Origin of the sequence: Reyranella sp., assembly GCF_965249915.1 — a bacterium.
Taxonomy (GTDB): domain Bacteria; phylum Pseudomonadota; class Alphaproteobacteria; order Reyranellales; family Reyranellaceae; genus Reyranella.
Genome location: NZ_OZ252257.1, coordinates 1,140,685 through 1,153,026 on the forward strand (window position 1 = coordinate 1,140,685; position 12,342 = coordinate 1,153,026).

The window sequence follows — 12,342 nt, forward strand, 5'->3', positions numbered from 1 at the left end:
GGACACCGAGACATGAGCGCAACCGGAGTTGCGCGCTCCAATGAGGCAGCTGCTCAGTCCGCGGCCTTCTGGTCGAGGAACTCCAGCACGCCGTCGCTGCGCTCGCCCTTCAGGTAGCGGAAGGTGCCGGCGCCGGTGGCGAGCAGCTCGTTCGCCTGGTTGTAGATCTCGGTCTCGGCGGCGAAGGTGCTCTGGCTGGTCGAGGGACGCCACGCGCCCAGGATCGTGAGCACGTCGCCTTCGCGGCCGGCCTTGATGAACTGGGTCGTGAAGGCGAGCGTCACGGAAAGCCGCCGCGCCGTCGCCGTCTCGTTGAAGGTGCAGGCGAAGCCGCTGGCCGAATCGAGCAGCGTCATCAGCACGCCGCCGTGCAGCAGGCCGTTGGCGTTGCAGAGCTCGGCGCGCACGTCGAGGCGCATCTCGACGAAACCGTGCCGCCACGCCACGACCTGATGGCCGATCACGCCATTGAAGCCGCGGAACACATACGGAGCGACCGGCCGAGCGTCGGCCGGTCGTTGGATAGCCATGTCTCAAATGCCTCGAGAAGAGGGGGCGCGCCTAGCGGCGCGCCATCGCCGACATCGGCGGCCGATGACCGTTGGCCATCATCGGACGCAGGACCGGGCCGGCCGAGGCGGTGATGGCCGGCTGTGCCGCCATGCCGGTGCGGATGTCGCGCGCCACCTTGACCAGGCGCGGGCCCCAGTCGGCCTCGAGACGGTCGCGGCTGATCTGGTAGATCGGCGCGGAGGCGTTGACGGCGTAGGCCGCCGTGCCGTCGGAGTTGCGCAGCGGGGCGCCGACGCCGCACAGCTCGGGCAGCCACTCGCCCCAGGTGACGCAGAAGCCGCGGTCCGTCAGCTCCTTGAACGAGCGCTCCAGCCCGGCCTTGACCTTGGTCCAGTCGTCGCGCCAGCGGCGGCGGATGGCGTCGATCTGCTTGTTGCGGTCGACGTCCGGCAGCGTGAACAGGTAGGCGCGGCCCATCGCCGTGCTGGCCATCGGGACGCGCGTGCCGACATCGTGGGTGATCGCCACCACGGACGGGCCGCGGCAGGCTTCGAGGTAGATCATCGAGTGACGGTCGCGGCCGCCCAGGGCGGTCGAGGCGTTGAGCGCGTGGGCGAGCTGCTCCAGCGGCTGACGCGAGGCGCGGCGGACGTCCATGCTCGAGATCGCGGCATAGCCCAGCGCCAGCACCGAGGCGCCCAGCTCGTACTTCCGGAAGCGGCGGATGTAGTTCAGGTAGCCCAGCTCGGTCAGCGTGTGGGTGAGGCGGGCGACGGTCGGCTTCGGGAGGCCGGTGCGATGGGCGATCTCCTGGTTGCCCAGCATGCCTTCGCCGGCGTGGAAGGCGCGGAGGATGTCGAGGCCGCGGGCCAGGGCGGTGACGAACTGGCGATCCTTGCTGCTCGATCCTTCGGCGAGGCCATTTTCGATGGAGCTCTGGAAAGCCGCGGTTCGCGTGACGAGATGACTGACGTTGCCCATGGGCGTCTGCTCCTTTGGTGAATGGCCGTTTATTCTTTGCGGAGCGGAACCTGCCATCGGCTCACTCGTACCGCAATGCGCAGATCCGGGTTTTGTCCTGCGAACGTGCAAAGCGGCCATGTCAGAGATGCGTGAATTGATTATCAACAGTTGCACTCGTGCAGTTCTGCTCTCTGATTCGGGAATTTTCGGCCTATTTGGGTGACGCGAGCGGCATCTTTCGACATGTTCGCCGCGGCCGGGTACCATCCGGACCAACCCTTCGAGAGGCAAGAATTGGCCAAAGAACCCACACTTCCTAAGGATATCATGGCGCTCTCCTTCGAGGATGCGCTCAAGGAACTGGAAGGCATCGTCCAGCAGCTCGAACGCGGCCAGGTGAAGCTCGATGAGGCCATTTCCGCCTATGAGCGGGGGGCCCTGCTGAAGCGCCATTGCGAGCAGCGGCTCGCCGAAGCCAAGATGAAGGTCGAGAAGATCGTCTTCTCCGCCGACGGTTCGGTCGCGACTCAGCCCGCAGATCTCGGCTGATTCACGCCCATGCCGTTGTCGTCGCACACCCGGTTTGACGCTGCGCTGTCGTTCGCGGCGCAATCCGTCGAACGCACCATGGAGCGCCTGCTGCCCGCCGGCGTCTCGGGCGAGGCCCGCGTCTTCGAGGCCATGCGATATTCGAGCCTGGGCGGCGGCAAGCGGCTGCGCGCCTTCTTCGTGCTGGCCGGCGCCACGCTGTTCAAGGTGGGCACGATGCCGGCCTTGCGCACGGCCTGCGCCATCGAGTTCGTGCACGCCTATTCGCTGATCCACGACGACCTGCCGGCGATGGACGACGATGACCTGCGCCGCGGAAAGCCCTCCTGCCACCGGCAGTTCGACGAGGCGACGGCCATCCTGGCGGGCGACGCGCTCCAGGCGCTGGCCTTCGAGGTGCTGGCGCACGAGGACACGCATGGCGACCCGGCGGTGCGCACGGCCCTGGTCGCCGAGCTGGCGAAGGCCGCGGGGGCCCGCGGCATGGTGGGCGGGCAGATGCTCGACCTGCTGGCCGAGCAGGAGGGCTCCGACCAGTCGATCGGTGCCATCACCCACCTGCAACGATTGAAGACCGGCGCGTTGATCTCGTTCTCGTGCACGGCCGGGGCGATCCTGGGCAAAGCCGGCGATATGGCGCGGGCGTCGCTGTCGGCCTATGCCCACGATCTCGGTCTCGCCTTCCAGATCGTCGACGATCTGCTCGACATCGAGGGCAGCGCCGCAGAACTCGGAAAGACGCCGGGCAAGGACGAGGCGGCAGGCAAGGCTACCTTCGTTTCCGTTCTGGGCGTAGAGCGTGCTCGCGCGCAGGCGGGGATGCTGGCGCGACAGGCCGCCGCGCATCTCGAGCCGTTTGGCGAGGCGGCGGATTTGCTAAGGCAAGCCACAGAATTCGTCGTGGCGCGTCGCACCTGAAGTTGGGGCACGGGTCGCCGTGCAGGAGTATAGTTTTTCAATGACCGGCCCAAGCACGACGCCGCTGCTCGATACCGTCGACGTTCCCGCCGACATCCGCCGCCTGCGCGCCGAGCAACTGCCTCAGCTCGCCGACGAGCTGCGTCAGGAGACGATCTCGGCCGTCTCGGTCACCGGCGGCCATCTCGGCGCGGGACTGGGCGTCGTCGAACTCACCGTGGCGCTGCATTACGTCTTCGACACGCCCAAGGATCGTCTGATCTGGGACGTCGGCCACCAGGCCTATCCGCACAAGATCGTCACCGGCCGCCGCAGCCGGATCCGCACCCTGCGCCAGGAGGGCGGGCTTTCCGGCTTCACACGGCGCTCGGAGAGCGAATACGACCCGTTCGGGGCCGCCCATTCCTCGACCTCGATCTCCGCCGGCCTCGGCATGGCCGTGGCGCGCGACCTTGCCGGCGGCTCCAACAACGTGATCGCCGTGATCGGCGACGGCGCGCTCAGCGCCGGCATGGCCTACGAGGCGATGAACAATGCGGGCGCGCTGCGCTCGCGACTGATCGTCGTGCTGAACGACAACGACATGTCGATCGCACCGCCGGTCGGCGCCCTCTCGGGCCACCTCTCGCGCCTGCTGTCGGGCCGGCCCTACGTCACGCTGCGCAATCTCGGCCGCAGCTTTGCCGAGAACCTGCCCAAGCCGCTGGAACTCGTGGCCAAGCGGGCCGAGGAGTTCGCTCGCGGCTTCGTCGCCGGCGGCACGCTGTTCGACGAGCTGGGCTTCTACTATGTGGGCCCGGTCGACGGTCACAATCTCGACCATCTGCTGCCGGTCCTGAAGAACGCCCGCGACAGCGATCTCGACAAGCCGATCCTGGTTCACGTGGTGACCAAGAAGGGCAAGGGCTATGCCCCGGCCGAGGCGAGCGCCGACAAGTACCACGGTGTCGTGAAGTTCGACGTCATCACCGGCAAGCAGTCCAAGCCGGTCGCCAATGCACCGCAATACACCGCGGTGTTCGCCAAGGCGCTGATCGCCGAAGCCGAAGCCGACAAGAAGATCGTCGCCATCACCGCGGCGATGCCCTCGGGCACCGGCCTCGACAAGTTCGCCGAGCGCTTCCCCGAGCGCACCTTCGACGTGGCCATCGCCGAGCAGCACGGCGTCACCTTCGCTGCCGGCCTGGCGACCGAGGGCTTCAAGCCGTTCACGGCGATCTATTCGACCTTCCTGCAGCGTGCCTTCGACCAGGTCGTGCACGACGTCGCCCTCCAGAAGCTGCCGGTGCGCTTCGCCATCGATCGCGCCGGGCTGGTCGGCGCCGACGGCGCCACCCATGCCGGTTCCTTCGACGTGGCCTTTCTCGGCTGCCTGCCGGACTTCGTCATCATGGCGGCGGCCGACGAACTCGAGCTGATGAACATGGTGGCGACGGCGGCGCAGATCGATGATCGCCCCTCGGCCTTCCGCTATCCGCGCGGCGAGGGTGTGGGAATGGAGCTGCCGGCGCGGGGCACGCCGCTGGAGATCGGCAAGGGCCGGATCGTGCGCGAGGGCACCAAGATCGCGATCCTGAATTTCGGCGCGCGCCTGCAGGAATGCCTGGTGGCGGCCGAAGACCTCGGCGCCAAGGGGCTCAGCACCACGGTGGCCGATGCCCGCTTCGCCAAGCCGCTCGACACCGATCTGATCCGCCGCCTCGCGCGCGAGCACGAGGTGCTGATCACGATCGAGGAGGGCTCGGTCGGCGGCTTCTCGAGCTTCGTGCTGCAGTATCTCGCGACGGCGGGCCTGCTCGACGGCGGCCTCAAGGTGCGGCCGATGGTTCTGCCCGACCGCTTCCTCGATCACGCCGCGCCGGCCCGCCAGTACGAATGGGCCGGGCTCAATGCCCCGCAGATCGTGGCGACGGCGCTCGCGGCGCTCGGCCAGCAGACCGAGCGCGCGCGCGGCTAACCGCGCGGGTCGATCGGCGTGAGGCGCGGAGCATGCGCCTCGACGATCTCCGCCGCATCGAGACAGAGATCCTCGCGGAAGCGGGCCGAGATGATCTGCACACCCACGGGCGTGCCATCGACGAGGCCCGTGGGCACCGACACCGAGGGATAGCCCAGCACCGGCGTCGCTAGCAGGCAGTGTTGCGCCGCCATCATGCGGTCGACGATCGGCTGGTCCTGCAGGTCGAGGCCGTCGGGAAACGGCAGGACGTGTGAGACCGGCACGACCGCCACCGCATACTCCGCGAAGAACAGCGACCAGGCGCGCATCAGCGCGAGGCGAAGGCCAAACGCATCGAGCAGGCCGTCGGCATCGACCTCAGGCACGTAGCGCAGATGGCCCTCGACGTTGCGGCGGGCCGCGGCGTCGCCCAGCGCCTGCACGGTGGCGACGAAGCCGCGGCGCTCGTCGTTGACGACCATGCGGTGCCAGAGTTCGGCGGCTTCTCCAAGTCGCGGCGGCGCGACCTGTTCGACCGCATAGCCGGCCGCCTCCAGCGCGCGGCCGGCCTGCTCGACGGCGGCCCGGACCTCGGGCACCACGTCGTCGAACGGGGCGGGCGCGATGGCGGCCCGCAGCGGGCGGGACGGGGCGGGACCCGTGACCGGCGCCGGCACCCAGTTGGGGTCGCGCGCATCGGCCATTGCCATGGCCGCGAAGGCGAGCCGAACGTCAGCGACGGTGCGCGCCAGCGGTCCCTGAACCGACATGAGCTGCGCCGTGATCGGCCGTTCGGCCGTCGCGGACGGGTTGAAGGCCGGCACGCGGCCGGGCGTCGGGCGCAGGCCCGCCACGCCACAGGCATAGGCGGGGTAGCGGATCGAGCCGCCATAGTCGTTGCCGTGGGCGATGGCGCCCATGCCGGCCGCCAGTGCGGCCGCCGCGCCGCCGCTCGATCCGCCCGGCGTCAGGCCCTTGCCCCACGGGTTGCGCGTCGCGCCGTGCAGCTCGTTGTCGGTGAACCAGCGGTGCGAGAAGGCCGGCGTGTTGGTGCGGCCCACGATGATCGCACCCGCCTTGCGCAGGTTGGCGACCACCGGACTGTCTTCGGTCGCCACCAGGTCGCGAAAGGCCACGACACCGTTGGTCGTGGCGCGGCCCTTGGTGTCGACATTGACCTTCACCGTCACCGGCACGCCGTGCAGCGGGCCGCAGGCGGCCCCGCTGCGTCGAGCGGCGTCGGCCTCGCGCGCGGCCTGCAGCGCCTCGTCGGCCATGATGTCGACGACGGCGTTGACCTCCGGATTGACGGTCTCGATGCGCCCCAGGACCGAACGGGTGGCGTCCTCACTGGACACCGCGCCCTGCGCGAGCGCCCGCGCCAGGTCGACCGCCGACCAGCGCCAGAGTTCGTCCGTCATGTCCGCGTCTCCCCGCACCTCAAAGAATCAAAAGGCCCCTCACTCCGTTCGGGACGACACTTTTGTTGGACGTTGCGCAGTGCGCCGATCAAACCAACGGTGTCATCCCGAGCGGAGCGAGGGACCTTTTCTATCAGTCCTTGGGCTGCGGCACGATGCGCAGGTAGGGCTTCGGGGCCTTCCAGCCGTTCGGATACTTGGCCTTGGCGGCCTCGTCGGAGACGGCCGGGACGATGATCACGTCCTCGCCCTTCTTCCAGTTCACCGGCGTCGCCACCTGGTGCTTCGCGGTGAGCTGGCAGGACTCGAGCAGGCGCAGCACCTCGTCGAAGTTGCGGCCGCTGCTCATCGGGTAGGTGAGCATCGCCTTGATCTTCTTGTCGGGGCCGATGATGAACACCGAGCGCACCGTGGCGTTGTCGGCGGCGGTGCGGCCATCGGACGTCGTGCCCGCGCCTTCGGGCAGCATGTCGTAGGCGGTCGCGACCTTGAGCTCGGGATCGCCGATCATCGGGAAGGTGACGGCGTGGCCCTGCGTCTCCTCGATGTCCTTCGCCCACTTCGAGTGGTTGGTCACGGGATCGACCGAGAGGCCGATGATCTTGGTGTTGAGCTTGTCGAACTGCGGCTTGAGACCGGCCATGTAGCCGAGCTCGGTGGTGCAGACCGGCGTGAAGTCCTTGGGGTGCGAAAACAGGATCGCCCAGCTGTCGCCGATCCACTTGTGGAACTCGATCGGACCCTGGGTCGTCTCGGCCTTGAAATCGGGTGCGGTGGAATTGATGCGAAGCGTCATGGCTGAAGTCCTCCAGTTTGCGGAGCGCACCTCAACCTTTCCGTCCAGCGAGGTCAAGCCTTGGCAGGAATCCAGCTCGCCAGCCCCAATCCACCATCAACTTCTACTGTCGTACCCACCACATAGCGGCCAAATCTTTCCGAGAGAATCGCCACGGCAATCTGGGCGATATCGTCGGGCGTACCGGCGCGGCCCAGTGGGATCTGCGCGACCAGCTCGGCGAGATTGTCCGCCACGAAGCCGCCGCCCGGGATTGCGCCCGGCGCGATCGCGTTCACGCGGATGCCGTCCGGCGCCAGCACGCGCGCGAGTTCCTTCATCACCATGGTCATGCCGGCCTTCGAGGCGCTGTAGTGGGCCAGGTTGCGCGGCGTCTCGCGGTGCTGCGAGGTGACCAGGATCATGCGGCCCTTGATCCCGTTGTCGCGCATGTGGCGGCCGGCCTCGCGGGCGAGGAAGAACCCCGAACGCAGGTTGATATCGGTCATCCGGTCCCAGGTCTCCTCGCTGACCGACAGCGGCGTGTCGACCTCGAGACGGCGCGGGCTCGCGGCATGGACGAACAGCGAGATCGTGCCGAGCTTCTTCACCGCAGCGTCGAGCAGGTGCTTCCACCCGTCGCGTTGCGAGAGGTCGGCTGCAAGGAAATCGATGGCGTCCTCGGCGGGCGGCGCCGCAATGTCGCTGCCGAGCACGATCGCGCCCTCGGCCTTCAAGGCCTTCGCAATACCGCGGCCGATGCCGCCGGCACAGCCCGTGATCAGGGCGCGCTCGCCTTCCAGAAGTTTCATGCTCATGCCCGGCATGCTAGCAGGTCCCCGGAAGGGAGACAGTATTGGCGAAGACACGGCTGGACGTGGCCCTGGTCGAGCGCGGGCTCGTGGAAACGCGCGCCGCCGCGCAGCGGCTGGTCATGGCCGGGCTCGTCTTTTCCAATGACCGGCGGCTGGACAAGGCGGGGCAGGGCGTGGCCGCCGACACGCCGCTCGAGGTGCGCGGCCAGCTGCATCCCTATGTCTCGCGCGGCGGGCTGAAACTCGAAAAGGCGCTGGATCATTTCGCGATCCCGGTGACGGGGCGCATCGCGCTCGATGTCGGATCCTCGACCGGTGGCTTCACCGACTGCCTGCTGCAGCGCGGCGCTTCGAAGGTCTATGCCGTCGATGTCGGGACCAACCAGCTCGCCTGGAAGCTGCGTACCGACCCGCGCGTCGTCTCGATGGAGAAGACCAATATCCGCGACGTCACGCGGGCGGAGATTCCCGAGCCGATCGACCTCGTCGTCTGCGATGCCTCGTTCGTCGGCCTTCGGCTCATCCTGCCGGCCGCACTCGCTCTCGCCGGCCCGGGCGCGCATCTCGCGGCCCTGATCAAGCCGCAGTTCGAGGTGGGCAAGGGCCGGGTCGGCAAGGGCGGCATCGTGCGCGAGCCCGAACTTCACACCGAGGTCGTCGAGACGATCTCGTCCTGGCTGGCCGAGCAACCGGGCTGGCAGGTGCTGGGCGTGACCGAGAGCCCGATCACCGGTGCGGAAGGAAACAAGGAGTTCCTGATCGCGGCCGTTCTCAACGGCGCGCCAGCGTCACCCTGAACTTGTTGTTGTCGGCCAGCGTCTCGAACGACGTGAAGTGCGTCTTCAGCAGGGGCTCGTAGGGCAGCCCGCGATTGGCGACCATGTAGAACCGGCCCCTGGGCTTCAGGGCCCGCGCGGCGACGGCGATGAAGCCCTGGCCCAGCGAGGGTTCGGCGGCGCGGCCGGCATGGAAGGGCGGGTTGCAGACGATGGCGTCGTAGGTCGCGGGCGCGGCCTCGTTGATCAGATCGAGCCAGTGGAACGTGGCGCGCGGGTCCGTGACATTCGCCCGGCTCGCTTCGACCGCACGATGCTCGGCATCGATGCCATCGATCCTCGTCACGGCGGGGCAGGTGCTCAGGACGTGCCGCGTGAGGAAGCCCCAGCCGCAGCCGAAATCGGCGACATGTCCGAAGAGGTCGTGGGGCAGGTGCTCGGCCAGCAGCTCGGAGCCGCTGTCGACATGATCCCACGAGAAGATGCCGGGCTGGCTCTGCCATGAACCGTCGCCGACGGAGTGCAGGGTCGCGAGTTTCTGCCAGTAGTCGGGCGGGGCGTGGCTTCCCTTGACGAACCAGAAGACGCGGCTATGGAACTTCGACAGCGAGTCGACGCCGCCGAAGGCCTTGCCGACCTGCTTCTCCAGGCTGGCAGCGCCGTCATCGTTGGCGCCGCTGCAGACCAGCGTGCCGCCCGGCGCGAGCAGGGCCCAGCCGCGTGCGATGTTGGCGAAGTTCTCTTCCTTGTGCTTGGTCAGCAGCACGAGTCCGAGTGGGTGGCCGCCGCTCTCCAGCCGCGGCACCGCTTTCTTCAATCGAAGAAAGGCCGGCCGAAAAGACTGCTCCGCGTCGATGTCGGGGAAGGGGGGATCTTCGGCACGCAGGAAGAACGCCCGCCTTTCGGCGAGCGCTCCGGTGTCGAAGGCGTGGGCGAGGGCGCGTGTCGCCTGGCTCACGGGACGAGGACGGCCCGCCCCATGATCAGGCCCTTGCGCAGTTCCTGCAGCGTCGTGTCGGCCTCGTCGAGCGTGCGCTTGACGACCGGCACCGGCGTCACCTTGCCGGCGGTGACGAGGTCCATCATCTCCTTCATCTCGCCCGGGCTGCCCGTAACGGAACCCACGATCTGGCATCCGGTGAAGGCGAACATCGGCATGGGCAGCGAGAAGGTGCCGCCGAACAGGCCGACGACGACCAGCCGGCCGCCGCGGGCCAGTGCCTTGACGCCGAACTGGGCGGTGCTTTCGGCGCCGACGAAGTCGATCGCGGCACCGACGCCGGTCCCGCCGGTGAGTTCGAAGATCTTCTTGCGGGCATCCTTGTCGCGCGGGTCGAGGGCGGCGACCGCGCCGTTGTCGAGTGCCAGCTTGCGCTTGTTCTCGTCGATGTCGGCCACGATCGGCGCATGGCCCAGCACCGACTGCGCGAACTTCACGCCCATCAGGCCGACGCCGCCGGCGCCGATCACCAGGATGGGCTTGCCGGCATCCTCGCCGACCGCCTTCTTGACCGCGCTGAACGCGGTGATGCCGGAGCAGGCATACAGGCAGGCCAGTTCGGTCGGGATGTCGCCATAGGGATAGAGATAGTTCGCGTCGGGGACGAGGACATGGTCGGCATAGCCGCCATCCTTGTTGACGCCGAGCGCCCGCGGCGCGGGGCAGAGATGCTCGCGGCCGTTTGTGCAGTACCAGCAGGTGCCGCAGCCGATCCACGGATAGACCACCGCCTTGTCGCCGACCTTGGCGCCCTTGGCGTCGGGACCCAGCGCCACGACCTCGCCCACGATCTCATGGCCCATGGTGCGCGGCGGGTTCATCGTCTTCTGCGTCGACACCTTGTTGCCGCCGCCCATGTCGAAGAAGCCTTCCCACAGATGCACGTCGCTGTGGCAGACGCCGGCGGCGGTCACCTTCACCAGCACCTCTGCTCCCTGCGGCGCGGGATTGCTCTCTTCGACCTTCTGCAGGGGCTGACCGAATTCGACGACCTTGTAGCTCTTCATTGGGACTTCTCCGTTTCGAACCCGGGCGGACAATAAGCCGAAAGAAGCGCCGCGTCTGCGGGCCCGGCGCCGCCTCCAATCCGCAGACCGATGCGACCCAGTACCTTGGAAGGTTTCGAAAATCCATTTACTTGCGAATTTCGTTCCGCCACGTTCCCCAGAACGGCGTGCGGAGAAACGTCGACGGGGAACGCCGATGCGCAAGGGTAGGGAAGGGTTCGAGTGCGTGGCCTGGCCACGATCCACTCTCCTCGTGAGCCCGTCCGAGCGTTCGACGTCCTGCTGATCCTGGCGTTTGCCTCGTGAAACGGCGCATCCGCATCGCCGTCGAGCAGGCGGCGGCCGACGTTGCGGAACCGATCCGCCATGATGGAAAAGCGCCGACGCCCCGCAAGCGCCCCACGAACCAGGGAGGGAATCATGGACACGCTTCGGACGGAGTCACTCTACGATGTCGGCGGCGTCCGCTATCCGCGACCCTTCAAGATCCGAAGGCTCGGCCATTTCGGCTTCAATGTTGGCGACATGGACAAGGGCCTCGACTTCTATGCTCGTCTGCTCGGATTCCGGATCACCGACACGCGTGATCTCTCCAAGGTGCCGGGGCGCGAGAAGATGGCCAAGAAGCTGGGCGATTCGCGCATCGTCTTCATGAGCCACAACTCGGATCACCATGCTTTCCTGCTGGCGCACAAGTCGCTGGGGGCGATCTTCGGCGACAATGCCGTTTCGCGCGACGTGACGGTCAACCAGATCACCTGGCAGGTCGGCACGATGGACGAGGTGTTCGCAGCGGCTGACTATTTTCGCGAGCGCGACGTCGAGATCCGCCGTGTCGGTCGCGACATGCCGGGGAGCAACTGGCACACCTACATCCGCGATCCCGATGGCCACACCGTCGAACTCTACTACGGCATGGAGCAGATCGGCTGGGACGGCCGTTCCAAGCCGGAGTCGATGTACTATCGCGGCTTCGGCGAGGCCCCGGATCTCCCGCAGATCTCGGAGGAGCAGGAGGTGCGGGATGCGATTGCCAAGGGTCTCGACATCAACGCCGGCAACGTCATCCAGGACCTGAGCGGCGAGGAGCATGTCGTCGCTGGGACCCGCCTGCCGCGGCCGTTCAAGATCACGAGCATCGGGCCGATGAGCCTGTTCGTGGCGGATGTCGAGGCGTCGGAGGCCTTCTATACCCGGATGATGGGCTTCATCCGCACCGAGACGGTGACCTGGAAGGGGCATCGCTGCGTCTATCTGCGCAATGGCAGCGAGCACCATTCGCTTTCGCTGTTTCCCAAGGCGTTGCGCGGCGAGTTGGGCCTCAATCCCGATACGAGCTGCGCTTCGATGGGCATCGAGGTCGGCAGCTATCAGCAGCTTCGCGAGGCTGTGCCATTCCTGAAGAAACACGGTGTGCAGTTCACCGAGGCGATCCCGCCGGAACTCTATCCCGGCGTCGACTATGCGGCGCACATCCTTGATCCCGCAGGCCATTGCCTGATGCTGCACTACTACATGGAGCGCATCGGCTGGGACGGCAGACCTCGTCCCGCCGAACTGCGCCGAAAGGTTGGCCGGGACTGGCCGGAGGCGATCGAGCCGCTGTCCGACACCTATGCCGATCAGACGTTCATGGGACCGCTGGGATAGCGACGTCTGCAATCCT

The 12,342-nt window shown here is 67.4% G+C and carries 12 protein-coding genes; 5 read left to right on the plus strand and 7 right to left on the minus strand.

From position 1 onward, the window contains the following. Positions 1 to 53 precede the first annotated feature (53 nt). Together ACP15H_RS05705 and ACP15H_RS05710 are read right to left on the minus strand one after the other, a co-directional pair. A complete protein-coding gene (locus tag ACP15H_RS05705) occupies positions 54 to 530 on the minus strand; it encodes a PaaI family thioesterase (RefSeq protein WP_425065242.1) in 477 nt (158 codons plus the stop codon). 31 nt (positions 531 to 561) lie between these two features. After that, positions 562 to 1,494, minus strand: a complete 933-nt coding sequence (locus tag ACP15H_RS05710) for an IclR family transcriptional regulator (protein WP_425065243.1) — start codon at positions 1,492 to 1,494, stop codon at positions 562 to 564. 276 nt (positions 1,495 to 1,770) lie between these two features. Between ACP15H_RS05710 and ACP15H_RS05715 the strand changes: the two genes are divergently transcribed. Genes ACP15H_RS05715 through dxs form a run of 3 tightly spaced genes read left to right on the plus strand, consistent with a single transcriptional unit; the run spans position 1,771 to position 4,900 of the window. Continuing rightward, positions 1,771 to 2,025: an exodeoxyribonuclease VII small subunit gene (locus ACP15H_RS05715; protein WP_425069862.1), complete on the plus strand. Its 255-nt coding sequence runs from the start codon at positions 1,771 to 1,773 to the stop codon at positions 2,023 to 2,025. Between the two features lie 9 nt (positions 2,026 to 2,034). Next, positions 2,035 to 2,943, plus strand: a complete 909-nt coding sequence (locus tag ACP15H_RS05720; protein WP_425065244.1) for a polyprenyl synthetase family protein — start codon at positions 2,035 to 2,037, stop codon at positions 2,941 to 2,943. Positions 2,944 to 2,983: 40 nt separating this feature from the next. Then, positions 2,984 to 4,900: a 1-deoxy-D-xylulose-5-phosphate synthase gene (gene dxs, locus ACP15H_RS05725; RefSeq protein ID WP_425065245.1), complete on the plus strand. Its 1,917-nt coding sequence runs from the start codon at positions 2,984 to 2,986 to the stop codon at positions 4,898 to 4,900. On the opposite strand, the gene ACP15H_RS05730 is transcribed toward dxs, so the two are convergent. From ACP15H_RS05730 to ACP15H_RS05740, 3 genes are all read right to left on the minus strand, one after another. Continuing rightward, entirely contained in the window at positions 4,897 to 6,303 is a 1,407-nt protein-coding gene (locus tag ACP15H_RS05730; protein WP_425065246.1) for an amidase family protein, read from the minus strand. The two genes, dxs and ACP15H_RS05730, sit on opposite strands and share 4 nt — an antisense overlap. Positions 6,304 to 6,436: 133 nt before the next feature. Beyond that, positions 6,437 to 7,099 carry a peroxiredoxin gene (locus ACP15H_RS05735; protein WP_425065247.1) on the minus strand — a complete coding sequence of 221 codons (663 nt, stop codon included), beginning with the start codon at positions 7,097 to 7,099 and terminating at the stop codon, positions 6,437 to 6,439. Between the two features lie 53 nt (positions 7,100 to 7,152). Next, entirely contained in the window at positions 7,153 to 7,896 is a 744-nt protein-coding gene (locus ACP15H_RS05740) for an SDR family NAD(P)-dependent oxidoreductase (RefSeq protein ID WP_425065248.1), read from the minus strand. Positions 7,897 to 7,934: 38 nt separating this feature from the next. Here ACP15H_RS05740 and ACP15H_RS05745 point away from each other — a divergent pair, with 38 nt between their 5' ends. Then, positions 7,935 to 8,690, plus strand: a complete 756-nt coding sequence (locus ACP15H_RS05745; RefSeq protein WP_425065249.1) for a TlyA family RNA methyltransferase — start codon at positions 7,935 to 7,937, stop codon at positions 8,688 to 8,690. Here ACP15H_RS05745 and ACP15H_RS05750 read toward each other — a convergent pair. Then, entirely contained in the window at positions 8,665 to 9,627 is a 963-nt protein-coding gene (locus tag ACP15H_RS05750) for a methyltransferase (RefSeq protein WP_425065250.1), read from the minus strand. The genes ACP15H_RS05745 and ACP15H_RS05750 overlap by 26 nt on opposite strands. Beyond that, positions 9,624 to 10,676, minus strand: a complete 1,053-nt coding sequence (locus ACP15H_RS05755; RefSeq protein WP_425065251.1) for an alcohol dehydrogenase — start codon at positions 10,674 to 10,676, stop codon at positions 9,624 to 9,626. Before ACP15H_RS05755 ends, ACP15H_RS05750 begins: the two co-directional genes overlap by 4 nt. A gap of 420 nt (positions 10,677 to 11,096) precedes the next feature. On the opposite strand from ACP15H_RS05755, the gene ACP15H_RS05760 reads away from it, so the two are divergent. Continuing rightward, positions 11,097 to 12,326: a VOC family protein gene (locus tag ACP15H_RS05760; RefSeq protein ID WP_425065252.1), complete on the plus strand. Its 1,230-nt coding sequence runs from the start codon at positions 11,097 to 11,099 to the stop codon at positions 12,324 to 12,326. The last annotated feature ends 16 nt before the right edge of the window (positions 12,327 to 12,342 follow it).